We start from the raw sequence: 24,929 nt of genomic DNA, 5'->3' as shown, positions 1-24,929 counted from the left end.
ACGCTGGAGGGCCGACACCACCTTCGCGCCCCGTTCCGGCCAAATCGGCAAAAAAACTCAACGAAATCAAAACCAAAAAAGTGACTGGCGCTCCCTACGGGAGTCGAACCCGTCTTTTCAGATTGAAAATCTGACGTCCTAACCGATAGACGAAGGGAGCATGGCCGCCGTCCGGAAAGGCATCCCTATAGTCGGCTTCGGGCGTCCTTGGCAAGCGTGGCTCATCGGCACGATCCTGCGACAGGATGGTCGTCCAAATCAGGCGCGAATTTCAGGGCTGGCGGCGCGGATCCGCCGCATCTTCGATCTGGAGTTCGACCCGATCGCGACCGCCCCAGGTGTCGCGCCTGAGGTGACCCGCAACATGCAGCGGCATACCCCCGGCAGACATCAAAAGGTCGCCAAGCGGCTGGCCCGCGGCGCGGAACGCGATGGCGTCGAGACGGGCTCCATCGCCGCCCTCGAGCAGCACCCGCGCGTGCGTATCGCCGACGACCTTGGCAAATTTCACGCGGTGCGCCGGCAGCACGAAGCGAGCTTCCGGATTCCCCTGCCCGAACGGGCTGACGCGCTCAATGAGATCCATCAATTCGACTGTGGCACCGGATGCGACCAGCGCCGCGTCGATGTCGAGTCCCGCAGCCTCGTTTACAGCCACCATTACAGTGCCAAGCTGAGTAAGGAAATGCGTTTCGAGCGCCGCAAGATTCTGCCGCCCGACAGTCAAGCCAGCGGCCATGGCGTGGCCGCCGCCTTTGATGAGCAATCCTGCCGCGACCGCCGCGCGCACCGCAGAACCGAGATCGACACCAGGTACGGACCGCAGCGATCCCGTCCCCTCATGTGATCGTGACGCTTCCGCTTCCCAGGCGATGACGCACGCGGGCCTGCGGAAGCGCTCCACGAGGCGGCTGGCAACCAGTCCGACAACGCCTTTATGCCAAGTCTCGGATGCGACGACGATCATTGCACGCGAGGGGTCGTCCGTCATCTGCCGGTCAGCGATGGCGAGCGCCTCTTCGAGCATCGTCGTCTCGATGTCTTTGCGCTCTTTGTTGAGGCGATTGAGCAGCTCGGCGATTTTCTGCGCTTCGACCGGATCGGTCGTGGAGAGCAACGTCGCGCCCAGCGCTGCATTGCCGATGCGTCCGCCGGCATTGATGCGCGGCCCGAAAATGAATCCGAGATGATAGGGCGTTGGCGGGGTGGTAAGTCCCGCCGCATCGGCCAACGCTGTCAGCCCGACGTTCTCACGGGCGCGCATCACCGCCAGACCTTTTTTGACGTAGGCACGGTTGAGGCCCGTCAACGGAACGACGTCGGCAACCGTCGCGAGCGCCACGAGGTCGAGCAGCGCCAGCAGGTCCGGTTCTCGTGTCGATCTGTAAAATCCGCGCCGCCTGAGTTCGCGCGTTACTGCGACGAGAACGAGAAAAACGACGCCGGCAGCACAGAGCATCCCCTGCCCCGACACATCGTCCTGGCGGTTCGGATTGACGACCGCTTCGACCTCCGGCAGCCGCTCGTCAGCCTGATGGTGATCGATGACGACAACGTCCGCGCCGAGCTTACGCGCAGCCGCCAACGGCTCGAAACTTGTCGTGCCGCAATCGACCGTGACGATCAGTCTGGCGCCTTCATTAACGAGCGCTTCGATGGCGCCGACGTTCGGTCCATAGCCTTCAAACAGTCGGTCCGGAATGTAGATGCGCGACGGCACGTCGTGGTGCGAAAGAAAGCGGTTGAGAAGTGCCGAGGAGCAGGCGCCGTCAACGTCGTAGTCGCCGAAGATCGCGATCCGTTGCCTAGCTTCAATGGCATCAGCGAGCCGCGATGCCGCTTTGTCCATGTCCCGAAGCGCGCTCGGATCGGGCATCAGCGATTTAAGCGTCGGATCGAGGAAGCCGGGGACGGCCTCAAGACCAATACCGCGCGCCGCGAGAATGCGCCCCATCAGCTCGGGCAAGCCGTGATGCTGGCCGATCGCCGTTGCAAGGGACCTCAATTCGGGTCGCAAACGTTCGCGCCAATGGAAGCCGCGTGCGCTCGCCCGAACTCCAAGAAATGCAGCGCCGTCTTCACGGCTCTCGAATGCGACCTTCGCCAAACTTGTTGAGCGCACCGGAGCCCCCCCTCTGCTTCCCGTTGCCAAGTTGTATGTCGATTCGCGCAAGCGCACGTACGCCGCAGGCCACGCGCCCACAGCCGAGACGCTGTCGATTATGGCTAGATAAAGCGCGCGCCGACGTTGCGAACGGTCGACTTGATTCTCCGGACGGTCCCTGTCTTGGAGCGCATGACGACCGTTTCGGTCTCGGCGAAATCGCCTCTGATGCGCACGCCCTTGAGCAGCGAGCCGTCGGTCACGCCGGTTGCAGAGAACACGACGTCAGCGGAAGCCATGTCCTCCAGCTTGAACTTTCTGTTGATGTCGGTGATGCCCATCTTCTCGGCGCGAATACGCTCTTCGTCTTTCATCGGCATGAGGCGGCCCTGGATCTGTCCGCCGATGCAGCGCAGCGCCGCTGCCGCCAGCACGCCCTCAGGTGCGCCGCCGGAACCCATATAGATATCGATGCCGGTTTCTTTCGGGTCTGTCGTCCAAATGACGCCCGCGATGTCGCCGTCGGGAATGAGCTGCACTCCGGCGCCCACTTCGCGCACGGCCCTGATCAGTTCCGCATGCCGCGGACGGTCGAGAATGCAGGCCATGATCTCGTTGATCGGCACGCCTTTGGCCTTGGCCAAAGCTTGGAGATTGTCACCAGGCGTCGCATCGAGATCGACGACACCTTCCGGATATCCGGGCCCAACCGCGATCTTGTTCATGTACATGTCCGGCGCATGCAGGAAGCCGCCACGCTCGGCTATGGCAAGCACCGCGAGCGCGTTCGGCATCGCCTTGGCGCAGATCGTCGTCCCTTCGAGCGGATCGACCGCGATATCGACCTCCGGTCCTTCGCCGGTGCCGACCTTCTCGCCGATGTAGAGCATCGGCGCTTCATCCATTTCACCTTCGCCGATGACGACGGTGCCCTGGATCTCGACACGGCCGAGCTCCTTGCGCATCGCATCGACGGCAGCCTTGTCGGCGGCCTTTTCGTTGCCACGTCCGCGAAGATGGGCCGCCGCAATCGCCGCAGCTTCCGTTACGCGCGCCAATTCCAGCACCAGGATGCGCTCCAGTCCCGGACCGTGCACCCCGTTCGATTGCTCCGCCTTGCTCATATCCTCATCCTTCCGGACCATATGTTGGCCAATGCTCAGAATCTCAAATTCTACAGTTCTTCGATGCGGATCATCTGCGGGGTCTCGGTGACGTTGCCGTCCTTCTCGATCGCCGCCAGCGCCTTGCGCATCGCTTCTTCGGTCGTCTCATGCGTAATGATGATCACCGGCTGTGCCTTGTCCTTGGACCGCTGCGGAGCGGTGCGCGGCGCATGCAGAGTCTGCGGCCGATGCTGCACGATGCTCTCGAGCGAGATGCCCTGGTCGCCCATGCTCTTGGCGACCGCGGCCATGGCGCCCGGCTTATCGTAGAGTGCCAGCCGGACGTAGTAGGACCCGTAATGCCGGTCGAGCTTGGCACGCTTATGCGGCTTGAGCTTTGCGACAGGCGTAACGAACGGCGGCACGATCAAGCCGCGTGCGATATCGAGAATATCACCGGCGACTGCAGATGCCGTCGGCTTGGCACCCGCTCCCGCCCCGACGAGCAGAATGCTGCCCGAGAAATCGCCCTCGATGGCGATGGCATTGGTGACGCCTGAGACTTCCGCAATGGCCGAATCTTTAAGGACGAGAGCCGGCGATACCCGTGCCTCGATGCCAGTCTCCGTTTCGGCCGCAACGCCCAACAGCTTGATGCGGTAACCGAGGCTGTCGGCGGCTTCGATGTCGGCTTCCGTGATCGTCTGGATGCCCTCGACGTGGATCTGGTCGAAGGCGACCTTCGTCCCAAAAGCGAGACTCGTGAGCAGTGCGAGCTTGTGCGCTGAATCGAAGCCGCCGATGTCGAACGTCGGATCGGCCTCCGCGTATCCGAGCGCCTGCGCTTCCTTCAGAACCTCCGCGAATGGACGGTTCTCGCTCTGCATTTGCGTCAGGATAAAGTTGCAGGTGCCATTCAAAATACCGTAGACGCGCCGGACGCGGTTCGCGCCCAGCGCTTCGCGCAGCGTCTTGATGATCGGAATGCCGCCTGCGACGGCTGCCTCGAAGTTCAACGCAACGCCGTTCTTCTCGGCAAGCCGCGCCAGTTCGATCCCGTGCTTTGCAAGCAGAGCTTTATTGGCGGTCACGACATGTTTCTTTGCCTGAAGCGCGGCCTCGACCGCCGCCTTGGCCACGCCGTCCTCGCCACCGATCAATTCGATGAACACGTTGTTTGACGGGTCCTTCGCCAGCGCCACCGGATCGTCGAACCACTGGAAACCGCCGATCGCGACTCCCCTGAGCTTGTCGCGGCTGCGCGCCGAAACGCCGGTCACGCGGATTTCGCGCCCGACGATGTTCGCAAAATGCGCGCCGTTCGTGGTCAGAAGCTCCAGCAGGCCACCACCGACCGTGCCAACTCCGGCTATACCGAGTGTAAGGGGTTCCATTGCTCGCTGACTATCGTGTGGCGGATTTCTGAGGGCGGGTTTCTCGATGCTCGGATCGGCTCGTTTCCGAGAATAGCTTCTTTATCGATCGTGCGGCCTGGCGAATGCGCTGCTCGTTCTCGACAAGCGCGATGCGAATGAAGCCTTCGCCATGCTCACCGAAGCCAACGCCCGGTGAAACCGCAACATCGGCCTTCTCGATCAGCAATTTAGCGAACTCGACAGAACCCAGCTCCCTGTAGCGCTCAGGAACCGGAGCCCAGGCGAACATCGTCGCCGGAGGAGAGGGGATGTGAAAGCCGGCACGGCCAAAGCTTTCGACAAGCGCGTCGCGCCGGCTCTTGTACGTGGCGCGGATCTCATCGACGCAATCCTGGGGACCGTTCAGCGCCGCGGCCGCCGCGACTTGGATCGGCGTAAACGCACCATAATCGAGATAGGATTTGACACGCGCCAGGGCTCCGATCAGCCGCTCGTTGCCGACCGCGAAGCCCATACGCCAGCCCGGCATATTGTAAGTCTTGGAAAGCGAGGTGAATTCGACCGAGACGTCCTTGGCCCCCGGGACCTGTAAAATCGAGGGTGGCGGAACGCCGTCATAGTAGAGTTCGGCATAGGCGATATCGGACAGAACGATGATGTCGTGCTTCTTCGCCAGCGCCACCGCATCTTTGTAGAATTCGAGGTCGGCAACCATCGCGGTCGGATTGGAGGGAAACGAAATGACGACCGCGAGCGGCTTGGGGATCGAATGCTTTACCGCATGATCGATGGCACGCAGAAAATCCTCGCCGTTGTTCGCGGGAAGATGGCGGATCGAGGCGCCCGCGATGATGAAGCCGAAAGCGTGGATCGGATAGGTTGGGTTCGGAACGAGCACGACATCGCCCGGCGCGGCAATCGCCTGCGCGATATTGGCGAACCCCTCTTTCGATCCGAGCGTCGCCACGATCTCGGTTTCGGGATCGAGCTTCACGCCGAACCGGCGCGCGTAATAGGCTGCCTGAGCCTTGCGCAACCCAGGTATGCCTTTTGAAGCGGAGTACCGGTGGGTTCGCGGCTTATTGACTGTCTCGACCAACTTGTCGACGATGTGCTGCGGCGTCGGCATGTCGGGGTTGCCCATGCCAAGGTCGATGATGTCGGCACCGCGCGCACGCGCAGCCGCCTTCAGGCGGTTAACTTCCGCGAAAACGTATGGCGGCAGGCGCTTGATGCGGTGAAAATCTTCGCTCAACAGTCTTTGCCCTCGACGCCGCACTCCGTCGGCGTCACAGTTGTTTCACCTTGCACTGGGATGCACGGGGGATCGGTTAATATCGACAGTGCACCGACCGCCGCTCTGTTTACGCTTGCCAGCCATGCTCCGTCCAGTGCTGCGGCGCGACGGACCGCGAAACGGCACGGAAGATATGAGATAAGCGCTTTGCGCACCGCAAAACCCCACCATGTCCTTGCTGGTTTTTCGTGCGCCGCACCTACTTAGAGGCAATGCCCGGCACTTGTGATTCGACTTGATCGGCCCTCATCGGAAGGGCAGTCTGCCCAAGGTTAAGTGGCAGCGGTCGACAGCCATTCGGACTGCCGGGCACCGCATTTTGGAAAGTTTTTAAACGCCGCCATGCCCCAAGACAGCCACAAGACCGAGACACCTTCGTTCCTGTCGCGTTACCTCATCGCCAATCCCGGAGAGTTTGCTTCGAACCTTCTTCGAGCCTACGAACGAAGCAGTCTCGCGCTGGCTCAACTCGCCGAACGGCCGGATGCAAAAATCGGTCCCTATACGCCCGCCAGCGAATTCTCGGCCGCAACCGAGACGCTGACCGCGCTGCTACGGACATGGCTTTCCGATCCCGTCAAGCTTTCGGAAGCGCAGGCGCTTTTCTTCAGCCAGTTCGCAAACCTCTGGAACAACGTCCTCAGTCGCTCCATTGGCCTGCCGGTCGCCCCGCTGATCGAGCCGGCGCCCAGCGACAATCGCTTTAAAGATCCGGAGTGGAGCGAGAACCCCTTCTTCGATTTTTGCAAACAGGCTTATCTTCTGGCCTGCAAATGGGCGGAGGATCAACTGGCGGCAACGCCGGGCCTAGACGAGCGTGAACGCCATCGCGCCGAATTCTATCTGCGCCAATTGACGAGCGCCTACTCCCCGACGAATTTCCTCGCGACCAATCCGGAAGTTCTGCGCGAGACCATCGAAACGAACGCGCGCAATCTGTTGAACGGAGCTAATTTGCTCGCCGAGGATTTGCAGCGCTCCGGCGACCTGATGAAAATCAGCCAGACCGATGCCAATGCGTTTGAACTCGGCCGCAACCTAGCGACGACTCCCGGCAAGATCGTCTTCCAGAACGAGCTGCTACAGCTCATTCAATATACGCCGACAACGGATAAAGTCCGTGAGCGCCCGCTACTGATGATCCCCCCGTGGATCAACAAGTATTACATTCTCGATCTGACGAGCGGAAAGAGCTTCATCAAATACGTCGTCGATCAAGGCTTTACGGTATTCGTCGTCTCCTGGGTCAATCCTGATGAAAGGCTCGCCGCCAAGACGTTCGAGGACTACATTCTCGAAGGCATCCTGGAGGCGGTGCGCGCCACCAAGCAGGAAACCGGCATCGAGAAAATCAACGTTCTCGGCTACTGCGTCGGCGGAACGGCGCTGGCGACCGGCCTTGCCTATCTCGCCCAGCGCGGCGAGGAGCCGTTCAAGTGCTGCACGCTGTTGACGACGCAGGTCGATTTCACGCTCGCCGGGGACCTGCTGCTCTTCACCGACGACAACCAGCTCGACAGTCTCGACGCTCTGATGACCGAGAAGGGTTTTCTCGACGGATCGCGTATGGCCAACGTATTCAATATGATGCGGCCGCGCGATCTCATCTGGCCCTATGTTATCAACAATTACATGCTCGGCAAAAAGCCGTTTCCGTTCGATCTCCTGTACTGGAACCAGGATTCGACGCGCATGGCGGCCGCCAATCACAAGTTCTACTTACGCGAATTCTATAACGAGAACCGTCTTGCGAACGGCGAGATGGAAGTCGGCGGCATCAAGCTCGACCTCAAAAAGATCAAGCTTCCGATTTTTTCCGTGGCGACGCGCGATGACCACATTGCGCCCGCCGCATCGGTCTTCCACGGTATGCAGATGCTCGGCGGACCCGTCGAGTTCGTCCTCGCAGGATCGGGGCATATCGCGGGTGTCATCAACCCCCCGACCAAGGCCAAGTACCAGTATTGGACCAAGGGTACGATGATGACGAATCTTGCCGACTGGCAGGCATCCGCAACTGCGTCTCCCGGGTCGTGGTGGCCGTACTGGATTGAATGGCTTTCGCAGCAGTCCGGCGGCTGGATAGAGTCGCGCACGCCGGGGGCGAAGCTCGGTGCCATTGAGGATGCACCGGGCTCCTACGTCAAAGCGCGCTGAGGCGAGCTGCGCGCTTTGCGGCCGGCATCCCGCAGGGGAGTCGCAAAGCGCATCCAATCAAGCCAACTCGAATTCACCCTCGTAATCGACCGGCCAGAGAACCGTGAAGTCCTCGCCGTCGAGAGCGCGGAATGCGACGGCATTGATATCGAGTTCGTCGGAAGCGCCCTCGACGATCGGTTCGATCTTCTCCCAGACCTTTGTCGCGTTCTTTGCGAGCAAGACGAGATTGATCACGCCGTCGCCCGGCTCATGCCCGTCGACCTCGGCCGTCGTCGAACCGTCGAGTGCGTCGATCAGACGATCTTCGAGTTCAATCACCTTATCGAGCGTATCTTCGTCGTCGCCCTGAAATTGCAAAACAAGCTGGTAGTTCATGGCCCCTTCCTGGCGGCACTTCTAAATCGCGGCAAGCGCCTGGTCGAGATCGGAGATGATGTCGTCGACATCTTCGATCCCGAGTGACAGGCGGACAACATCCGGGCCGGCTCCGGCGGCCTCGCGCTGATCGTCGCGAAGTTGCCGATGCGTTGTCGACGCCGGATGAATGACGAGACTTCGGGTATCCCCAATGTTGGCTAGAAAACTGAAAAGCTTCAAGGCCGAGACCAGCCTCACGCCAGCTTCATAACCGCCCTTGAGGCCGAACGTGAAGACGGAACCGGCACCTTTTGGACAAATCTTTTGGTGCCGCGCATAGCTGGCATTGCCCGGCAGGCCGGCATAGTTCACCCAACCGACCGCCGGTTGCTTTTCGAGCCATTTTGCGACGATGAGCGTATTGTCCACCTGACGCTGAATCCGAAGCGGCAGTGTCTCGACGCCGGTCAAAATAAGAAACGCGTTGAAGGGAGAAATCGCGGGTCCAAGGTCGCGCAGGCCGAGCACGCGTGCGGCAATCGCAAAAGCCATCGGGCCGAAGGCCTCCGCCAGCTTCATTCCGTTGTAGGACGGGTTCGGATCGACCAGAGATTTGTATCGGTGAGCACTCTTCTGCCAGTCGAACGTGCCGCAGTCGACGATCACGCCTCCGATCGAGTTGCCGTGACCGCCGATGAATTTTGTCAGGCTGTGCACGACGATGTCGGCGCCGAACTCCTTAGGGCGGCAGAGGTAGGGTGTGGCTAGCGTATTGTCGACGATGAAAGGAATGCCGGCGCGTTTGGCGACCTCGGCGATCCCAGGCAGATCGCTGATGATGCCACCCGGATTGGCAATGCTCTCGCAGAAAATGGCTCGCGTTCTCGGCGTGATCGCTTGTGCGAAGGTCGACGCGTCGGTCGCATCCGCCCACGCGACATGCCAATCGAATTTCTTGTAGGAATGGTTGAATTGGTTGATCGAGCCGCCATAGAGCTGGCGCGCCGCGACGAATTCATCTCCCGGTTCGAGGAGCGTATGCAATGCCAGAAATTGCGCTGCATGACCGGATGCTACAGCAAGCGCTGCCGTTCCATCTTCAAGCGCCGCCATGCGCGCTTCTAGAACCGCCTGCGTCGGATTGTTGATACGCGTGTAGATATTTCCGAACGCCTGGAGATTGAAAAGCGCCGCCGCATGATCCGGGTCGTTGAAAACGAACGAGGTGGTCTGATAGATCGGCGTCGCGCGCGCCCCGGTCACTGGATCGGGGCTTGCGCCGGCGTGCACGGCTATGGTCGCAAACTTCAGCGTCGGCGACTGACTCATGGAAGATCTCCTGAACGGCGATATCTGCCGCCAGGGAGCGCAGCGCCGGCCGGTCTGTCAACCGGCCAAACTGCAAAAGCTTTTCAAAGCTTGGCGAACTGGCCCGCGATACCACAATGCCACTTCTGGATCACCCAGTTCGGATGCTCTCCGATCCACTTCGCCATTTCGATTTGGCCGTTCATGAGGCACTGCTGCGCAGTGACGCTCTCACCTTCAAAATTGAGTGTCACATCCTTGCAGCGGGACGGCTGGTCGATCATGCAGACGGCGACGACGAGTTCAATCATAGGCCCCCCAAGTCCAAGTCTGGCGATCACTCGCGGGAGTGATCGGGCTTGCCCTGGGCGGTTCCTCGAAGACTGTTTTTTATCACCGAGATTATTTTCCAAGTATGTGCGAAATTTTGCTCTGCACAAGAACGCGGCTGTCGCATCCAAAGCCTAAACGGCGCTCAGACGCATTTGCCCGCCTGAGTGTTGCCCGTTGGTCTCGCAAAAGCGCTGAAAAAGTATCCGATTGGACACAATTCAGCCTCGCGCAATACGCTTTCGGTCAGAATAAGTCGTCGAAATGCAACAAACGATTCGCATTTGGCGTGTTGGAGCGGGTGCCAGCTTGTGCAGGAGTAGGGTTAAGAGCGAGAAGTGGGGCGCGAGTCCCGAGGCAAATATAAGGGCGGCAGATGACGACTTACGGGGCCTCTTCGGCCCAAAGTGCGGCGTGGGACAGTAAAGATACGTCCGGGGCTCCAACAATTGGATGGTTTCTACGACGGTCGGCGCTTTGGGCTGCGATTGTCGTTGCTGGAATCATTTCGGCATGCGCGCTCTATGCGATCGTCACCAACGCCGAAGCAACCGGCCGCAAGACAACGCCAGCGACCACGGCGCCGATCTCTCCGCTCGGCGTTTGAGCGAAGTCCCCCGTTCTGTGCCGCAATCCACATGCTTGAAAAAGCACGGCGAGCCCGCCATGTCATATTGCTTATTTTTTTGCGGTTTCCGGATCGCTGGACACACTGTTGAGCAAAATTGTTTGTTGAGCAAAATTGTTTTTTTGCCTCCAATTCACTATTCGTGCTGGCTGGTAACTGCCGATCCCTTGATCATGGCCCGGCCTTCCCTCTATCATTGTAAAAGGGTTGTGCCCCTGAGGGACGCGTCGGAATGACGGAGCAACAAAAAAAGTTTCCTGAGTTCTATGTTACCGCTCCGCAACCCTGCCCCTATTTACCCGGCCGGCTTGAACGCAAACTTTTTACGCATCTGACGCACGACAAGCCGCCGGAACTCATCGACCGTTTGCTGACCACCGGATTTCGCCGCAGCCAGAACATTGCCTATGTTCCATACTGCGAGGGCTGCCAAGCCTGCGTATCGGTGCGCGTGCTCGTCAACGAGTTCAAGTCAGATCGATCGATGCGCAGAAGCTGGTCGCGAAATTCCAAGTTCGTGGCGCGCCGTACGGCGCCGATTCCGACACAAGAGCAATTCAAGCTCTTCCGCGCCTACATCGATGCGCGCCACAGCGACGGCGGCATGGCCGACATGACCATGCTCGACTATCGCATGATGGTCGAGGATACGGTCATCGAAACCTTCCTGACCGAATATCGCCAAAGGCCCGAGGGCGCGCCCGACGCCGAATTTGAATCCTGGCCGCTCAAGGCGGTGGCCTTGTGCGACCGGCTGAGCGACGGCATCTCGATGGTCTACAGTTTTTATGACCCTGCTAATTCCGATTCCGGGCTCGGCACGTATATGATCCTCGAGCACATCGAGTTCGCGCGGCGCATCGGCTTGCCGCACGTCTATCTCGGCTATTGGATCGAGGGCTCGAGGAAGATGGCCTACAAGACACGCTTCCAGCCGCAGGAGCGTCTCGGGCCGGATCGCTGGGAGCGGGCGCCTGATGATGGTACCGATTTCTAAAACATTGCCACGATAAGTTCCCGTCTACTTTGCAAGCTCGGCATCGAGCTTCTCGAACATATACCCCCACTTCGCCGTCTGCGTATCGACGAGGATTTTCATGCGGGCCCTGAGTTCGAGCAGTATCGCGCAATCAGGCGTCGCAGCGCGCGCCCCCTCCTGCCCCATCGAAGAGATTGCCGACAGAAGTTCATCTGTCGATTTATCGTAAACGGCCGTCTTGTCGTCGCGCACGAACGGCGCCGCCTTCTCCATGAACTCGTTTTGAGTCCAGTTGCGCTTCGCCTTTAGCTCTCGGAGCTTTTCCTGGAACTCAGGCCGATTCTTGCTGTTGAGATCGCGCAGGCTCGACGCCGTCGCTTCCACGACGGCCTCAAAATCCTCTTTCTTGCACGTTGCGTCCGCGCCTTGCGCCCAGAGATCAGTGCTCCCGATCCCCACGACGACAGCCGCCACCGCGAACCGAGTCGCTCTTTGAACCATCCCACCCATGGGACAAGGTCGTAGCCGTGCTCAGCTGCCGCGACAAGCGCCGCCGATCAACACGTTCGATTAAAACCGTGGCCCGAAGGAGTTCGAGCGCGGGAAGCCGCGCGGAACAACGCGCCCGGCCTGCGCACGTTCGCCAACCCACTCGCACAATTCACTCCACGCGAGCGTGAATTCCCGCCCAGCGCTATCGAACCAGGTCAAGCCGTCCGATTTCTTGAAAACACGGATGTCGGAAAGGCCACCGTCCTTGAAGCGCTGCAGGATGACACCCTTGCCGCGCGTCATCTCGTTAACCTCGTCGACCTTGAATATGAGCAGTTTGCGGTTTTCGCCGACGGTGGCAACGTAATCGCCTTCGGCCGGCACGCAGACGCGCGCTTCATCCGGCTCCGACACGTTCAGTATCTGCTTGCCCTTGCGCGTCGACGCGATGACTTCCTCTTCCGGCACAATAAAGCCATAGCCGGCTGTCGAAGCCACAATCAGCTTGCGCGAAGGATCGTGCACAAACACTTCGACGATGTCGTGGTTCTCTTCGAGATCGATCATCAGACGAACCGGCTCGCCATGCCCTCGACCGCCCGGCAGCGCGCTGGCTTCAAGCGTAAAGAACCTGCCGTTCGTCGTAAGCAGCACAAGCTTGTCGGTCGTGGAAGCTTTGATTGCCCACTTCAACGCATCGCCCTGCTTGAAATCGAGCTTCGACAGATCGTCCTGATGCCCCTTGAGCGCGCGAACCCAGCCCTTCTCCGATAGAATGACGGTTATTGGCTCTTTTTCGACCAACGCCGCGGCAAGATCGACCTCGACCTCCGGCGCATCGGCAAACGTCGAGCGACGGCGACCGATTGCAGTCTTTTTCGAGTACGTCTCGCGTGTTGCCTTGACCTCGTCGGCGATGTGCTCCCACTGCAGCTCTTCCGATTTCAAAAGCTGCTTCAGCTCACGCCGCTCTTTCGAAAGCTTGTCGTGCTCGGAGCGAATCTCGACCTCTTCGAGCTTCGACAGCGACCGCAGCCGAAGATTGAGAATGGCTTCGGCCTGCACATCGCTGAGCTTAAATTTCGCGATCAGCTTCGCCTTCGGATCGTCTTCACGGCGAATGATCCGGATGACCTCATCGATGTTGAGGTACGCGATCAGATAGCCGTCGAGCACTTCAAGTCGATGCTCGATCTTCTTCAGGCGATGCGTCGAACGGCGAACGAGCACCTCGATCCGATGCTCGAGCCATTGCCAGAGCACGTCCCTCAGATCGAGCACGTTCGGCACCTGCCCCGCCGACAGCACGTTCATATTGAGGCCGACGCGAACTTCGAGCTCCGAGGCGCGGAACAGACTCTCCATCAGCAGCACCGGATCGACCGTGCGGCTTTTGGGCTCCAGCACGAGACGGATTTCTTCGGCGCTCTCATCGCGAACGTCGCCGAGAAACGGCAGCTTCTTCTCGCTCATCAGCTCGGCGATCTTCTCGACGAGCTTGGCTTTCTGGACGCCGTAGGGAATTTCGGTTACGACGATCTGATAGCCGCCGCGGCCGGTATCTTCCTTGCTCCATCGGGCTCTGACGCGAAAACCTCCGCGCCCCGTCTTGTAGGCATCGAGAATCGCATCGCGCGGCTCGACGATGACACCACCCGTCGGAAAGTCGGGCCCCGGCACCATCTCGACAAGCTTTTCGATCGTCGCATTCGGGTGCTTGATGAGGTGCAGCAGTGCCGCGCAAAGCTCATCGACGTTATGCGGCGGAATGTTCGTCGCCATGCCGACCGCGATGCCCGAGGCACCGTTCGCCAGCAGGTTAGGAAACGCCGATGGCAGCACCACCGGCTCCTCGACGCGCCCATCGTAGTTCGGACGAAACTCGACCGTATCCTCGTCGATGCCTTCGAGGATGAGCGCCGCCGTCTCCGTCATGCGCGCTTCGGTGTAACGTTCGGCGGCCGGATTATCGCCGTCGATATTGCCGAAGTTGCCCTGCCCGTCGACGAGCGGATATCGCACGGCGAAATCCTGCGCGAGACGCGCCAGCGCGTCGTAGATCGCCTGGTTACCGTGCGGGTGATAATCGCCCATCACCTCGCCGACGATTTTCGCGCACTTGATGTAACCGCCTTCCGGGTTGAGCCTCAGCTCGCGCATCGCATAGAGGATGCGCCTGTGTACGGGCTTCAGACCGTCGCGCACGTCGGGCAGCGCACGGTTCATGATCGTCGAGAGCGCATACGCGAGGTACCGCTCTTCAAGGGCGGTACGGAACTCGACGGGCTCGATCGGGCCGTCGCCCGGAAGAATCGGTTTTGTCGTCATGGGGCCATCCCTACAGCGCGGCACCGGTGCTCTCAAGCCCGCCAAAGGCACGCTCTGCCGCTTTATGAAAACCGTGCTATTTGGGCGCAAGCCCGCGGGCGATGCGCCGATGTCACGGCCGGAGCATCATTCGCCAACAGACTGATTTGCCACGAACAGGACCGATGCGGATGGCAGCGCTGGCGCCGGATTTACCCAAGGTTGAATTGCATATCGTCGAAATGACCAATCAGGTTCGTCGTGATCAGAACTTGTCCACGCTGAAAATCAACGCGATGCTCGAGAAGGCCGCCCGTGCCTACGCCCAACGCCTGGCGCGCACCGGTCAGTTTTCCCACACCGCCGACGGCCGCGACGCAGGCCAACGCGCGGAAAGCGCAGGATATAAGCCCTGCGCAATTGCCGAGAATCTCGCGCTGGATCGGAGCAGCCAAGGCTTCGATACCGGCCAACTCGCAATGCAGGCGGTCGCCGGCTGGATGAACTCGGCCCCGCATCGCGCCAATATCCTGATGGCGTCCGCGACCGAGATCGGTGTCGGTGTCGCGCGATCCTCCGATCCTGTTCCGAAATTCATATCCGTCGAGCTGTTCGGCCGCCCAGCGAGCGACGGCGTCAAATTCGAGGTCGTCAACGCATCGGCTGCGAGCGTCACATATGCGTTCGCGGGCAAGACACACGATTTGAAGCCACGGATGACGATCACGCAAAGCACGTGCGGTGCAGGCGAAATTACGTTCTCAAAACCTGCCGGTTTCTTTTCCTCCGCAAGCGAGATCGCACGCATCCGGGCAGAAGACGGCAAGCGTTACACCTTAAAAAGCGGCGCAAGCGGCACGATTACGGTCGATATCGGAGCCCATGCCAAACCGCGCTGATGGCTTGGAAATGCCCGCTAAATTCGCAAATCGGAACATTCCACTGCCGAAAGACGTTCTGCTGTCCAGTATTGTCAGCAAACGAGGTCCCAAAATGGATCGCACCAGACTTGGCAGCATCGCATTGGTCGTTGTGCTCTCCGCCCTCGTCGTCGGTGGCGTATATGTCTACCAGCGCTCGCAATCGGAAGTCTTGGTCGACAGCCCGGCGGTACGCATCGAGACAAACAAGGCAACCGGAGAAACGAAGGTTGAGGCGCCTTTCACGCGCGTCGAGAAAGATGAGAGCGGCACGCGCGTCCAGGCTCCTGGTGTCGACGTGAACGTACCAAAGCAGCCGTCCGAAAATTCCGAGACCAAATAATAATTGGTTCTTGCCGCGCTAGAGAGTCGCCCGCAACGACGGGCGGCTTTTTATTTCCAGCGTTCAAATGATCGATCGCGTCCCAAGCGCCGATTTTGCCGCCCTCGGAGCGAGCCCGGCCGTTGTTGGCATATTCCAGCGTGCTAACATCGGCGTTGAACTTTCCAAGTCGGCCTTGTTTCTAGCGGCGCATAGGGCAATCCGTGAGAACAATCGTTCGCCTGATACAGCGCTTGATGATTATCGCGCTCGGCGTTTTCAGCATTTGGCTGATCGTGGACGTTTTCAAGTTCGTCGACCACAGGGCGCCTCCGATATTGGCGCTTAGCCTGACTTACGCCATAGCGGCCTATGTCATCCTTCCGCGCGCAGTCCGCGCTGGACTTAAAATCCTTCAGCGTAACCACGTGCCGCGTTTTACCGTCACTGGAGATGGTCTTCCGGGTGATACCATCAATCTCGCGCTCGTCGGCACACTTGATCAACTCCGCGGCGCCTTTGCCAAGGCGGGATGGATTGAAGCTGAACCGTTGACTCTCGCCAGTTCGTGGCACATGGCGCGGGCCTTCGTCCTGAACAGACCCTACCCTGCGGCGCCATTCAGCACCCTTTACCTATTTGGACGAGGTCAGGATATCGGCTTTCAGAGGGCGATCGGCGATAGTCCTCGCAAGCGCCATCACGTTCGCTTCTGGGCACAAAACGATGCAAGCGCGCATGCGAATACGAACGCCCGTGACGCCCAGCTCAATGCTGCCGGCGAGCAGGATCACCAACGTGTTCTTTGGGTTGGCGCCGGCACGCGTGATACCGGCTTCTCGCTCACGTGGCTGACGTTCCAACTCACGCACGCCACGGATTCAGATACCAACGCCGAGCGAGACTTCGTAATCAACGAACTGACCCGCTGCGGCTCGATCCGCCACGCGACGTTTTTTAAGCCCGGCGACAATCTCGAGCGCGTCAATCATTACATTACAGATGGCGAAATCGCTGTAGCCGAACTTGCGATCACGAGTTCTAATCCGCGCGAACACCGCCCCCAGCAAGCCACAGACGGCCCGCCTGTGGACCAGAAATAGGACTTGCGGCGTCAGCTTTGACTATCGCCAAGGCTCATAGAAGTACGGGTCGTCGTAGTCGTCGCCGCGCGCTTCGAAGCGCTGCGGCCGTTCTTTGTCGACCGCCTTCGCCTTCGTTGCTTTCGGGCTCGCCGCAGACGCGACCTTGCCGTCGAGCGAACGGACGACCGTGACCTCGGTGCCGACGCGCACGAGCGATGCTAGATGCAGGACATTTTCGTTCAACATGCGGAAACAGCCCGAGGACTCCGCTTTGCCGATCGATTTCGGCTCATTGGTGCCGTGAATGCGATAGAGCGTATTGCCGAGATAGATTGCCTTGGCTCCGAGCGGATTGCGGATTCCGCCAAGCATCCGCGTCGGAAGTTCCGGTTTCCGTTTGCGCATGTCGGCCGGCGGATACCAGTCGGGCCAATCGGCAATGCGCGATATCTTCTCCTTGCCCGTCCAGCCAAAGCCCTGCCGGCCCACGCCGATTGGATAGGCATAGGCCGAGGTCGTGCTCAACACATAATAGAGTTTGCGCTTGCTCGTATCGATAACGATCGATCCCGGAGCATAAGGCCCGCTGAATGCCACGACGGGCGGCGCGACCGGGCGAATGTAAGGTCTGTCTCCGCCGTTCGTGCCGGGAGCCTTGCTCAGCTGCTGTTCTTCATCCGGGGGCGGTGCGGCGTCCCAGGCACCATAGTCATCGCGATCGCCGTATCGGCGGTCACCGTAACGGTCCTCACGCCGGTCGCTGTAGTCAGGCCCACCGTTGTAACGCGGGTCATAGCGGCGATCGTCGTTATTATCGAACCGATCGTAGACGCGCGGACTGCTGTATCGGCTATCGTCGTAAACACGATCGTCGCCCTGATCGCCATATCGGTCGTCAGGATAGACTTGCGCGCGCCCGCCGCCCCACGGGTCCCACTGTTGCGCCGATGCAAGCGTTGACCACGTCGTCGACACACATAGTGCAGCAACAGCAGCGATGAGCGTTTTCATGGGACCCCGCGACAGTCGTTCCGACAGAGCTGACAACAACGCCGTGAGCTTATCGTTCCGTCGCGCCTATGTTGCGCGCGAACGCGTCTTTCGCGTGGCAAATCGATGGCATAGCCTTGCCTGCGACATTACCGAATTGAATACACGCGGCGCGCGCAATCATTTAGCGCGATGACCGCGCCAGCACGTCCATCAGCTCGGCGACCTTGCGGCGTTGATCCGACGCGTTGCCGCTCGCGATTGCATGCTCGACGCAATGAGCGACATGATCGCGCAGCACTTCCTCTTCCACGCGACGCAGCGCGGCGCGCACGGCGGAAATCTGCGTTACGACATCAATGCAATAGCGATCGTCCTCGACCATCTTGGCGAGGCCGCGCACCTGTCCCTCGATCCGGTTCAGGCGTTTCAGGCACGCTGCTTTCATCTGTTTGTGCATACCTTGACTTATACCCAACGGGGGTATACGTGTCAAACTTGGAAGATACCCTCGTGGGGTATCGAGCATACGGAACTCGTAATGGCAGCGGATCGTACCGGACCGGGCGGACACGCCGGACACGCGCAGAATGGCAAAAGCTGCTGCGGCCACCATCCCGAAGCGGTGCCGGCCAAGCATGAGCACATGGCGAAAGACCCCGTGTGCGGAATGGACGTCGATCCGCACACTGCAAAGCATCGCGCCGAGCACGCCGGGCGCACGTACTACTTCTGCGCAGCCGGATGCCGCGCGAAGTTCCTTGCCGATCCTGCGAAATACCTGAACCCGGCGGAGGCTTCGGCCGAACCGATGCCGGAAGGCACGATCTACACCTGCCCGATGCACCCTCAAATTCGGCAGGTTGGCCCTGGCGCCTGCCCGATCTGCGGCATGGCGCTTGAACCTGAGGTCGTCACAGCCGACGCCAAACCCAATCCCGAACTCGCCGACATGTCGCGTCGCCTCTGGATCGGGTTGGCATTGACAGTCCCCGTTTTCATTCTGGAGATGGGCAGCCATCTCTTCGGACTGCACCACCTGATCAGCGCGACCGTCTCGAACTGGGTGCAACTCATTCTTGCGACACCGGTCGTGCTCTGGGCCGGCTGGCCCTTCTTCGAGCGCGGCTGGAAATCGATTCAAACGCGCAACCTCAACATGTTCACGCTGATCGCGCTCGGCACCGGCGTCGCGTGGGTTTACAGCGTTGTTGCGACCCTTCTGCCGGACGTTTTTCCGCCGGCCCTTCGCGGCGACGACGGCGCCGTTCCCGTCTATTTCGAAGCTGCCGCAGTCATCACCGTGCTTGTCCTGGTTGGCCAGGTTCTGGAATTGAGGGCTCGCGAGCAGACCGGCGGCGCCATTCGCGCACTCCTCAACTTGGCGCCAAAAACCGCGCGTCGCTTGACAAACAACGACAGCGAACAGGAAATCGAGGTCGGCGCCGTTTCTGTCGGTGACCGCTTGCGCGTGCGCCCCGGCGAGAGCATCCCGGTCGATGGCGAAGTGATCGACGGCAAAAGCTCCGTCGATGAGTCGATGGTGACGGGTGAATCCCTCCCCGTCAGCAAGACAACCGGCGCGAAGCTTATCGGCGGAACGATCAACGGCAGCGGCACTCTCGTCATGCGCGCTACCGGCGTCGGCCGTGACACGATGCTGGCGCACATCGTTCAAATGGTTGCAGAAGCACAGCGCAGCCGCGCACCGATCCAGCGCCTCGCCGATCAGGTCTCGAGCTGGTTCGTGCCGCTCGTCATCGCGGTCTCAGCGCTGGCGTTCGTTGCCTGGGCCACGTTCGGACCCGAACCGCGCTTCTCGTATGCCCTGATCGCGGCGGTATCCGTACTGATCATCGCCTGCCCATGTGCGCTCGGTCTTGCGACGCCGATGTCGATCATGGTCGGCGTCGGACGCGGCGCGCAATCGGGCGTCCTGATCAAAAGCGCCGAAGCGCTCGAACGCATGGAGAAGATCGATACGCTCGTCATCGACAAGACCGGTACGCTGACCGAAGGCAAGCCGAGGGTGACGGCCGTGCGCGCGGCTTCGTTTGTCAGCGAAACCGATCTCTTGAAGTTTGCAGCAAGCCTCGAACACGCAAGCGAGCACCCTCTCGGAGCCGCCATCGTTGCGGCAGCCAAGGAGCGAAACATCGCGCTCGCATCGGTCACGGATTTCGACGCGCCGTCCGGCAAAGGCGTCTCGGGCGTGATCGACGGACATCGTGTCGTCGTCGGCAACCGCCGGATTATGGCGGATACCGGCATCGACACCGCTGCCTTCGACGATGAAGTCGAGCATCTGCGAACCGACGGCGCGACCGCCGTCTACATCGGTCTCGACGGCAAGGCGGCGGGCGTCGTGGCTGTCGCCGATCCGATCAAGGCGACAACGGCATCGGCGCTTCGCAAGCTTGGAGAAAGCCGCGTCCACGTCGTCATGTTGACCGGCGATAATGTAACGACAGCCAAGGGCGTCGCGGCGAAGCTCGGCATATCGGACGTCAAAGCCGACGTCTTGCCCGAAGACAAGGCAAAGATCGTTCGCGATTTGCGCCGCGATGGACATGCCGTTGCGATGGCCGGCGACGGCGTCAACGATGCACCCGCGCTGGCAGCGGCCGACGTCGGCATCGCGATGGGAACCGGAACCGATGTCGCCATCGAAAGCGCCGGCATCACGCTCTTGAAGGGCGATCTCGAAGGTATCGCGCGAGCACGTCGTCTCTCGGAAGCGACGATGGCCAACATCCGGCAGAACCTGTTCTTCGCGTTCATCTATAACGCGGCCGGTGTGCCGATTGCGGCAGGCGTTCTCTATCCGGCTTTCGGGCTGTTGCTATCGCCGATCATTGCTGCGGCCGCGATGTCGCTATCGTCCGTCAGCGTCATCGCCAACGCCTTGCGGCTTCGCCATACCGACATCGGCTGAGGGCCGTTTGCGACCCTCAGACTGGATCAGGCTCGAATGTGGCTGCGCGTGCGGGAGCCGTTTCCGATCTGCCGAGTGACAGCGCGAGCAGCGCCGCGGCGACACAGGCGGCGCCCGCTACGAAAAACGCGGGCAGATACGTCGACCATTCCGTGCGGGTCAGGCCGGCGCCATAGGCTGCAACCGCAGCACCGAACTGGTGGCCTGCGAAGATCCAGCCGAACACAACATTTGTCCGCTCGGCCCCAAAGTAACGAGACGTCAGCTTTACCGTCGGCGGCACGGTCGCAATCCAGTCGAGGCCATAGAACATCGCGAACAACGACAAACCGTAGAACGTGAAATCCGTGAACGGCAGATAGATGAGCGACAGCCCGCGCAAGCCATAATACCAGAACAGCAGCCAACGATTGTCGAAGCGGTCGGACAGCCACCCCGATCCAATCGTGCCGAAGAAGTCGAAGACACCCATCATCGCAAGGACGCTCGCGGCCTTGACCGGCGCTAAGCCGAAATCGCCGCAGAGTGCGATGAAGTGCGTCTGGATCAGACCGCTGGTGCTGAGCCCACAGATGAAAAACGTGCCGAACAGGACCCAAAAAGCGGCACTTTTCATAGCATCCTTCAGCACGAGAACCGGCGACGCAAGAAGCGTTCCGAGGCCGCCGCTGTGTGGAGGCTCAGGAACGACTTCCGTTGTGCCATAAGGTGCGAGGCCAATGTCGGACGGCCGATTGCGCATCAGAAGCAGTACGAGCAGCGCCGCAAGGATCAACATCGCGCAGACAAAACAAAGCGCCGTGCGCCAGCCGTAGGCCTCCGTCAGCTTGGCGAGCAGCGGCAGGAACACGAGTTGGCCCGTCGCCGTGCTCGCTGACAGAAGCCCCATTGCAAGCCCGCGCCGCTCGGAAAACCACCGTGTCGCCACCGTGGCGCCGAGAACCATTGCAGTGAGACCTGTTCCGATGCCGAGGCCAATGCCCCACAACAATACGAGCTGCCAGACTTCGGTCATCGCCAACGATGCAACGAGCGTCGTCGCGATGATCGCGAGTGCCGTTAGCACGATGCGGCGAACGCCAAAGCGATTCATCAGAACGGCGGCGAACGGGCCGATCAGCCCGTAAAGCAAAAAGCGTACGGCAAGTGCCGAGGAAATCTCGGAAGCCTTCCAGCCGAATTCCTGCTCGAGCGGAACGATGAACACGCCGGGCGCGCCAACGGTTCCGGCCGTCACCAGCATCGTCAGGAACGTGACAGCCGCGACGACCCAACCGTAATGAATATTTCTTCGCAAGAGAGAGGCAGCTAACGGCGACGAAACGCCTGTCATGTGACTTCCCGCATGTACCATGGGAACAGCTCAATATATTATGATCATAATTAAAATAGGACGCGGCCCAACAGCGATCGACGCGTGCTCAATGCATTCCCTCGACGACGATCTCGAACGACTGCACGTCGTATTTTCCCTTGAGCAGTTTCATGAGCGTGAGCGGAGGCCCGGCGATCTCAGGCTGCTCCCAGCGGATCTCGAAGATCGTCAGCTTGGGATGGCCGTCGGCGGCGTTCGTTTCCCGCAGGAAGTTCACTCGATATCCCGATGCATGCAAAGTTTCATAAACTTCAGCAACGGATGGGGTTTCGGCGGCCCCGGCAATGACGACCCGTGCACGCTGCTGTCGAGTAATCCGTAAGTCGATCCACTTAAATCCGATGAGCGTAAACAGGATGAGAGCAGCGCCGGCTGCCCCGAGCAGCAATTGCCCACCGCCGAAGCAAAGGCCGACGACTGTCATCGCCCAAAGCGTTGCGGCAGTTGTAACGCCAGAAATGAGAGTTCCCTGTTTCAGGATCGCTCCGCCGCCGATAAAGCCCATACCGGTCAGAATCCCGAGCGGCAGGCGCATTGGATCCATGGTGGCAAACAGTTCGGGCGTCTTGCCATAGGTACCGAGCAGGAGATTTGCCAGGATCATGGAGAGGGCCGCGGCAACGCCGACCAGCACCGTGGTCCGGAACCCCGCGCTATGGCCGCCTGCTTCCCGGTTGATTCCGATGGCCGCCCCGGCAAGAACCGTCAAAATAAGCCGGAAGGCGATATCCATCGAGCTCGGGTGCAGGGGCATATCCATCTTTGAAGACTCCAGGCAGGCGTCCAAAATACCAAGATTAACCTCTTGCCTGTGCGTAAACGCATTGCGTCGCCGCGTTATATCGAGGTTCATACTTGATCGGGCATGTACAGCATATCACCCGCGGGTGGAACGGCAGCACACGGCGTGCTGGATGCGGTATGACTTTGCACAGAGGTCGTGCGCCGGCTCGTCCCGCCCGCAACCGTTCCGCCCCCTCGACTGCTTCTGCTCGCTCGTTTTTCTGAAACCCTCGCCCCCGATGTCGACCAAGCCAGCCAAGCACCGAATTAGAGCCTGGAGATGGGCGGTCGCCGTCGCGTATCTCTTTCGCGTCAGGCTGCGCAAGTCGTTGCGTGACGATGTTTTTGTGCTCGTCTTGGCGGGAGCCTGCGTTGGCGCATTGAGCGGCTGCGTCGCCGCGCTGATGGTTTACCTGTCACATGCCATGCAGCGTGTTTTGTTTGTACTCGATGCAAAAGAGAAGTTGAGCTCGATCGCAAATTTGCCGCTTGAGCGCATGCTGCTGGTGCTGACGGTCGGCGGTCTGTGCGTCGGCGCAACGTACTGGTATCGCCATCGGCGCGGACGGCATCAACCCGTCGTCGACCCGATCGAGGCCAACGCTCTTCTCGGCGGACGCATGTCTCTGACCGACAGCGCTTACGTCACGATCCAGTCGCTGCTTTCAAGCGGCTTCGGCCTATCGCTCGGGATCGAAGGCGGCTTTACGCAGGCAGCCGGGGCCATCGGATCGAAGTTCGGTCAGCTCCTGCACCGCCGCCGTCATGATGTACGCATGCTTGTCGGCGCAGGCGCGGCGGGCGGCATCGCGGGCGCATTCGGAGCGCCGTTCGCGGGCGCAGCCTATGGATTCGAGCTTATCGTCGGCGCCTACACGGTTGCGAACCTGGCACCCGTGGTCGTCGCGGCCGTCGTCGGCACGATCACCGCGCACGCGATGTTCGGACACTCTTATCGCCTGCCGGTCGAGACGTTCGAATTGAGCAACGATGCGCATGCTCTGCCGGCAATTGCGCTCGGTGTCGTTTGTGGACTTCTCTCCGTCGTCCTGATGCGCGGCGTGACGACAACGGAGCATCTCTTTCATCAGAGCGGCGTACGCACCGCTCTGCGCCCGTGCATCGGCGGCTTCCTGGTCGGCATTATCGCAATGTCGGTTCCGCATGTTCTGGGCTCAGGCCACGATGCGATGACACTGATGATCCATGGAAGCTGGCCGTTGATCACGCTCGTTGTCGTCCTCATCGCGAAAATTGTCGCTTCCGCGCTCTCGCTCGGCTCAGGCTTCAGAGGCGGACTCTTTTCGACCTCACTCTTTCTCGGAACAGTCACCGGGACGATTGCCGGACAGATCGGAGAGAACACCGGATATTTCGTCGCGACGGATGCCGACATGATGAGCCTCGTCGGCATGGCGAGCTTCGGCGCGGCCGTAATCGGAGCTCCGATGACGATGGCTCTGCTTGCGATCGAAGTGACGGGTGACTTCTCCGTTGTCGGCCCGGTGCTGTTAGGCGTTATCGCCGCGACGCTGACCGTCCGCCAGGTCTTTGGCTATTCCTTTGCGACGTGGCGCTTCCATCTCAGGGGCGAAGCCATTTTGAGCGGCGGGGACATCGGCTGGGTCCGCCAGACGACAGCCCGCAATCTGATGCGCCGGGATATCGCCGTCGCTCCGGCCACGATGCGGCTTTCTGACTTCCGCGAGCGCTTTCCTGTTGGAGCGACCAAGTATGTTGCAGCGATCGACGGCGAGGGCGCATTCGTCGGGTTGGTCGATGTTGCGAGTGTCCACGCCGAGACGGCAGCACAGAATAGCGCCGCCGACGAACTGACGCTCGAGCACGTGGTTATCCAGAAGGAGTCCTGGATCGAGGCTCAGACGCGTTTCGATCGCTTGATGCCCCTGTTCGAAAGCCGAGAAACGGAATTGCTCGTGGTCGTAGACGACAAAAATACAAAACGCGTCCTCGGCCTCATTACCGAAGCCTTCGCGCTGCGTCGCTATCGCCAGGAACTCGAGGCGCGGCAACAGGAGATGTTCGGCTCTCAACCCTAGTCGGAGAAACGGTGA

21 protein-coding genes and 1 tRNA gene are annotated in these 24,929 nt (G+C 60.3%); 8 read left to right on the top strand and 14 right to left on the bottom strand.

Going from position 1 to position 24,929, the window contains the following annotated elements:
* Positions 1–85: 85 nt before the first annotated feature.
* The 5 genes from HYPDE_RS06870 to HYPDE_RS06850 all read right to left on the bottom strand — a co-directional run bounded on the left by HYPDE_RS06870 (position 86) and on the right by HYPDE_RS06850 (position 5,841).
* Positions 86–160 (bottom strand) — tRNA-Glu (locus HYPDE_RS06870).
* Between the two features lie 111 nt (positions 161–271).
* On the bottom strand, positions 272–2,122 hold the full coding sequence (gene recJ, locus HYPDE_RS06865) for a single-stranded-DNA-specific exonuclease RecJ (protein ID WP_041320968.1): 1,851 nt from the start codon (positions 2,120–2,122) through the stop codon (positions 272–274).
* A gap of 104 nt (positions 2,123–2,226) precedes the next feature.
* Positions 2,227–3,228 (bottom strand): class II fructose-bisphosphatase, encoded by a 1,002-nt coding sequence (glpX, locus tag HYPDE_RS06860; protein WP_041320967.1) that lies wholly within the window; start codon positions 3,226–3,228, stop codon positions 2,227–2,229.
* A 50-nt stretch (positions 3,229–3,278) separates the two neighbouring features.
* A complete protein-coding gene (locus tag HYPDE_RS06855) occupies positions 3,279–4,604 on the bottom strand; it encodes a homoserine dehydrogenase (RefSeq protein ID WP_015597683.1) in 1,326 nt (441 codons plus the stop codon).
* Between the two features lie 10 nt (positions 4,605–4,614).
* Positions 4,615–5,841 carry an LL-diaminopimelate aminotransferase gene (locus tag HYPDE_RS06850; protein WP_015597682.1) on the bottom strand — a complete coding sequence of 409 codons (1,227 nt, stop codon included), beginning with the start codon at positions 5,839–5,841 and terminating at the stop codon, positions 4,615–4,617.
* Positions 5,842–6,225: 384 nt separating this feature from the next.
* Between HYPDE_RS06850 and HYPDE_RS06845 the strand changes: the two genes are divergently transcribed.
* The gene (locus HYPDE_RS06845) at positions 6,226–8,040 is read left to right on the top strand and encodes a PHA/PHB synthase family protein (protein WP_041320966.1); all 1,815 of its coding nucleotides are present in this window, start codon (positions 6,226–6,228) and stop codon (positions 8,038–8,040) included.
* A gap of 57 nt (positions 8,041–8,097) precedes the next feature.
* On the opposite strand, the gene HYPDE_RS06840 is transcribed toward HYPDE_RS06845, so the two are convergent.
* The 3 genes from HYPDE_RS06840 to HYPDE_RS06830 all read right to left on the bottom strand — a co-directional run bounded on the left by HYPDE_RS06840 (position 8,098) and on the right by HYPDE_RS06830 (position 10,019).
* Complete coding sequence (locus HYPDE_RS06840) at positions 8,098–8,418, bottom strand: hypothetical protein (RefSeq protein WP_015597679.1); 321 nt, start codon at positions 8,416–8,418, stop codon at positions 8,098–8,100.
* Positions 8,419–8,439: 21 nt separating this feature from the next.
* Positions 8,440–9,729: an O-acetylhomoserine aminocarboxypropyltransferase gene (locus HYPDE_RS06835; protein ID WP_015597678.1), complete on the bottom strand. Its 1,290-nt coding sequence runs from the start codon at positions 9,727–9,729 to the stop codon at positions 8,440–8,442.
* Positions 9,730–9,812: 83 nt separating this feature from the next.
* Positions 9,813–10,019: a hypothetical protein gene (locus HYPDE_RS06830; protein ID WP_015597677.1), complete on the bottom strand. Its 207-nt coding sequence runs from the start codon at positions 10,017–10,019 to the stop codon at positions 9,813–9,815.
* A 395-nt stretch (positions 10,020–10,414) separates the two neighbouring features.
* Here HYPDE_RS06830 and HYPDE_RS06825 point away from each other — a divergent pair, with 395 nt between their 5' ends.
* Complete coding sequence (locus HYPDE_RS06825) at positions 10,415–10,645, top strand: hypothetical protein (RefSeq protein WP_015597676.1); 231 nt, start codon at positions 10,415–10,417, stop codon at positions 10,643–10,645.
* Between the two features lie 253 nt (positions 10,646–10,898).
* Positions 10,899–11,663 (top strand): arginyltransferase, encoded by a 765-nt coding sequence (locus tag HYPDE_RS06820; RefSeq protein ID WP_015597675.1) that lies wholly within the window; start codon positions 10,899–10,901, stop codon positions 11,661–11,663.
* Positions 11,664–11,687: 24 nt separating this feature from the next.
* On the opposite strand, the gene HYPDE_RS06815 is transcribed toward HYPDE_RS06820, so the two are convergent.
* Both HYPDE_RS06815 and parC read right to left on the bottom strand, forming a co-directional pair.
* Entirely contained in the window at positions 11,688–12,104 is a 417-nt protein-coding gene (locus tag HYPDE_RS06815; RefSeq protein ID WP_244437794.1) for a hypothetical protein, read from the bottom strand.
* Positions 12,105–12,215: 111 nt separating this feature from the next.
* Entirely contained in the window at positions 12,216–14,465 is a 2,250-nt protein-coding gene (gene parC / locus HYPDE_RS06810; RefSeq protein WP_015597673.1) for a DNA topoisomerase IV subunit A, read from the bottom strand.
* 164 nt (positions 14,466–14,629) lie between these two features.
* On the opposite strand from parC, the gene HYPDE_RS06805 reads away from it, so the two are divergent.
* The 3 genes from HYPDE_RS06805 (at position 14,630) to HYPDE_RS06795 (ending at position 16,789) form a co-directional block, all read left to right on the top strand.
* Positions 14,630–15,343, top strand: coding sequence for a CAP domain-containing protein (locus tag HYPDE_RS06805; protein ID WP_244437793.1), 714 nt, complete (start codon positions 14,630–14,632; stop codon positions 15,341–15,343).
* A 94-nt stretch (positions 15,344–15,437) separates the two neighbouring features.
* Positions 15,438–15,707 (top strand): hypothetical protein, encoded by a 270-nt coding sequence (locus HYPDE_RS06800; RefSeq protein ID WP_041320965.1) that lies wholly within the window; start codon positions 15,438–15,440, stop codon positions 15,705–15,707.
* A 203-nt stretch (positions 15,708–15,910) separates the two neighbouring features.
* Positions 15,911–16,789 (top strand): LssY C-terminal domain-containing protein, encoded by an 879-nt coding sequence (locus HYPDE_RS06795; protein WP_015597670.1) that lies wholly within the window; start codon positions 15,911–15,913, stop codon positions 16,787–16,789.
* Between the two features lie 21 nt (positions 16,790–16,810).
* Here HYPDE_RS06795 and HYPDE_RS06790 read toward each other — a convergent pair whose 3' ends face one another.
* Together HYPDE_RS06790 and HYPDE_RS06785 are read right to left on the bottom strand one after the other, a co-directional pair.
* On the bottom strand, positions 16,811–17,782 hold the full coding sequence (locus HYPDE_RS06790; protein ID WP_015597669.1) for a L,D-transpeptidase: 972 nt from the start codon (positions 17,780–17,782) through the stop codon (positions 16,811–16,813).
* A gap of 163 nt (positions 17,783–17,945) precedes the next feature.
* The gene (locus HYPDE_RS06785; RefSeq protein ID WP_015597668.1) at positions 17,946–18,221 is read right to left on the bottom strand and encodes a metal-sensitive transcriptional regulator; all 276 of its coding nucleotides are present in this window, start codon (positions 18,219–18,221) and stop codon (positions 17,946–17,948) included.
* Between the two features lie 81 nt (positions 18,222–18,302).
* Between HYPDE_RS06785 and HYPDE_RS06780 the strand changes: the two genes are divergently transcribed.
* Positions 18,303–20,696: a heavy metal translocating P-type ATPase gene (locus HYPDE_RS06780; RefSeq protein ID WP_015597667.1), complete on the top strand. Its 2,394-nt coding sequence runs from the start codon at positions 18,303–18,305 to the stop codon at positions 20,694–20,696.
* Positions 20,697–20,712: 16 nt separating this feature from the next.
* Here HYPDE_RS06780 and HYPDE_RS06775 read toward each other — a convergent pair whose 3' ends face one another.
* Together HYPDE_RS06775 and HYPDE_RS06770 are read right to left on the bottom strand one after the other, a co-directional pair.
* Positions 20,713–22,029 carry an MFS transporter gene (locus tag HYPDE_RS06775; protein ID WP_015597666.1) on the bottom strand — a complete coding sequence of 439 codons (1,317 nt, stop codon included), beginning with the start codon at positions 22,027–22,029 and terminating at the stop codon, positions 20,713–20,715.
* A gap of 88 nt (positions 22,030–22,117) precedes the next feature.
* Positions 22,118–22,831 (bottom strand): MgtC/SapB family protein, encoded by a 714-nt coding sequence (locus HYPDE_RS06770; protein ID WP_015597665.1) that lies wholly within the window; start codon positions 22,829–22,831, stop codon positions 22,118–22,120.
* Positions 22,832–23,093: 262 nt separating this feature from the next.
* On the opposite strand from HYPDE_RS06770, the gene HYPDE_RS06765 reads away from it, so the two are divergent.
* Positions 23,094–24,914, top strand: a complete 1,821-nt coding sequence (locus HYPDE_RS06765) for a chloride channel protein (RefSeq protein ID WP_041320111.1) — start codon at positions 23,094–23,096, stop codon at positions 24,912–24,914.
* Positions 24,915–24,929: the final 15 nt, after the last annotated feature.

The sequence above is a fragment of the Hyphomicrobium denitrificans 1NES1 genome, from assembly GCF_000230975.2.
Taxonomy (GTDB): Bacteria; Pseudomonadota; Alphaproteobacteria; order Rhizobiales; family Hyphomicrobiaceae; genus Hyphomicrobium_B; species Hyphomicrobium_B denitrificans_A.
The sequence above is the reverse complement of the archived record's forward strand: the minus strand, read 5'-3'. Positions and strand labels throughout refer to the sequence as shown.

Excerpts from the sequence above, each read along its gene's own strand:
- glpX (WP_041320967.1), bottom strand. The coding sequence starts at position 3,228 with ATGAGCAAGGCGGAGCAATCGAACGGGGTGCACGGTCCGGGACTGGAG.
- HYPDE_RS06855 (WP_015597683.1), bottom strand. The coding sequence starts at position 4,604 with ATGGAACCCCTTACACTCGGTATAGCCGGAGTTGGCACGGTCGGTGGT.
- HYPDE_RS06845 (WP_041320966.1), top strand. The coding sequence starts at position 6,226 with ATGCCCCAAGACAGCCACAAGACCGAGACACCTTCGTTCCTGTCGCGT.
- HYPDE_RS06840 (WP_015597679.1), bottom strand. The coding sequence starts at position 8,418 with ATGAACTACCAGCTTGTTTTGCAATTTCAGGGCGACGACGAAGATACG.
- HYPDE_RS06835 (WP_015597678.1), bottom strand. The coding sequence starts at position 9,729 with ATGAGTCAGTCGCCGACGCTGAAGTTTGCGACCATAGCCGTGCACGCC.
- HYPDE_RS06830 (WP_015597677.1), bottom strand. The coding sequence starts at position 10,019 with ATGATTGAACTCGTCGTCGCCGTCTGCATGATCGACCAGCCGTCCCGC.
- HYPDE_RS06825 (WP_015597676.1), top strand. The coding sequence starts at position 10,415 with ATGACGACTTACGGGGCCTCTTCGGCCCAAAGTGCGGCGTGGGACAGT.
- HYPDE_RS06820 (WP_015597675.1), top strand. The coding sequence starts at position 10,899 with ATGACGGAGCAACAAAAAAAGTTTCCTGAGTTCTATGTTACCGCTCCG.
- parC (WP_015597673.1), bottom strand. The coding sequence starts at position 14,465 with ATGACGACAAAACCGATTCTTCCGGGCGACGGCCCGATCGAGCCCGTC.
- HYPDE_RS06805 (WP_244437793.1), top strand. The coding sequence starts at position 14,630 with ATGCGGATGGCAGCGCTGGCGCCGGATTTACCCAAGGTTGAATTGCAT.
- HYPDE_RS06800 (WP_041320965.1), top strand. The coding sequence starts at position 15,438 with ATGGATCGCACCAGACTTGGCAGCATCGCATTGGTCGTTGTGCTCTCC.
- HYPDE_RS06790 (WP_015597669.1), bottom strand. The coding sequence starts at position 17,782 with ATGAAAACGCTCATCGCTGCTGTTGCTGCACTATGTGTGTCGACGACG.
- HYPDE_RS06785 (WP_015597668.1), bottom strand. The coding sequence starts at position 18,221 with ATGCACAAACAGATGAAAGCAGCGTGCCTGAAACGCCTGAACCGGATC.
- HYPDE_RS06780 (WP_015597667.1), top strand. The coding sequence starts at position 18,303 with ATGGCAGCGGATCGTACCGGACCGGGCGGACACGCCGGACACGCGCAG.
- HYPDE_RS06775 (WP_015597666.1), bottom strand. The coding sequence starts at position 22,029 with ATGACAGGCGTTTCGTCGCCGTTAGCTGCCTCTCTCTTGCGAAGAAAT.
- HYPDE_RS06770 (WP_015597665.1), bottom strand. The coding sequence starts at position 22,831 with ATGGATATGCCCCTGCACCCGAGCTCGATGGATATCGCCTTCCGGCTT.
- HYPDE_RS06765 (WP_041320111.1), top strand. The coding sequence starts at position 23,094 with ATGTCGACCAAGCCAGCCAAGCACCGAATTAGAGCCTGGAGATGGGCG.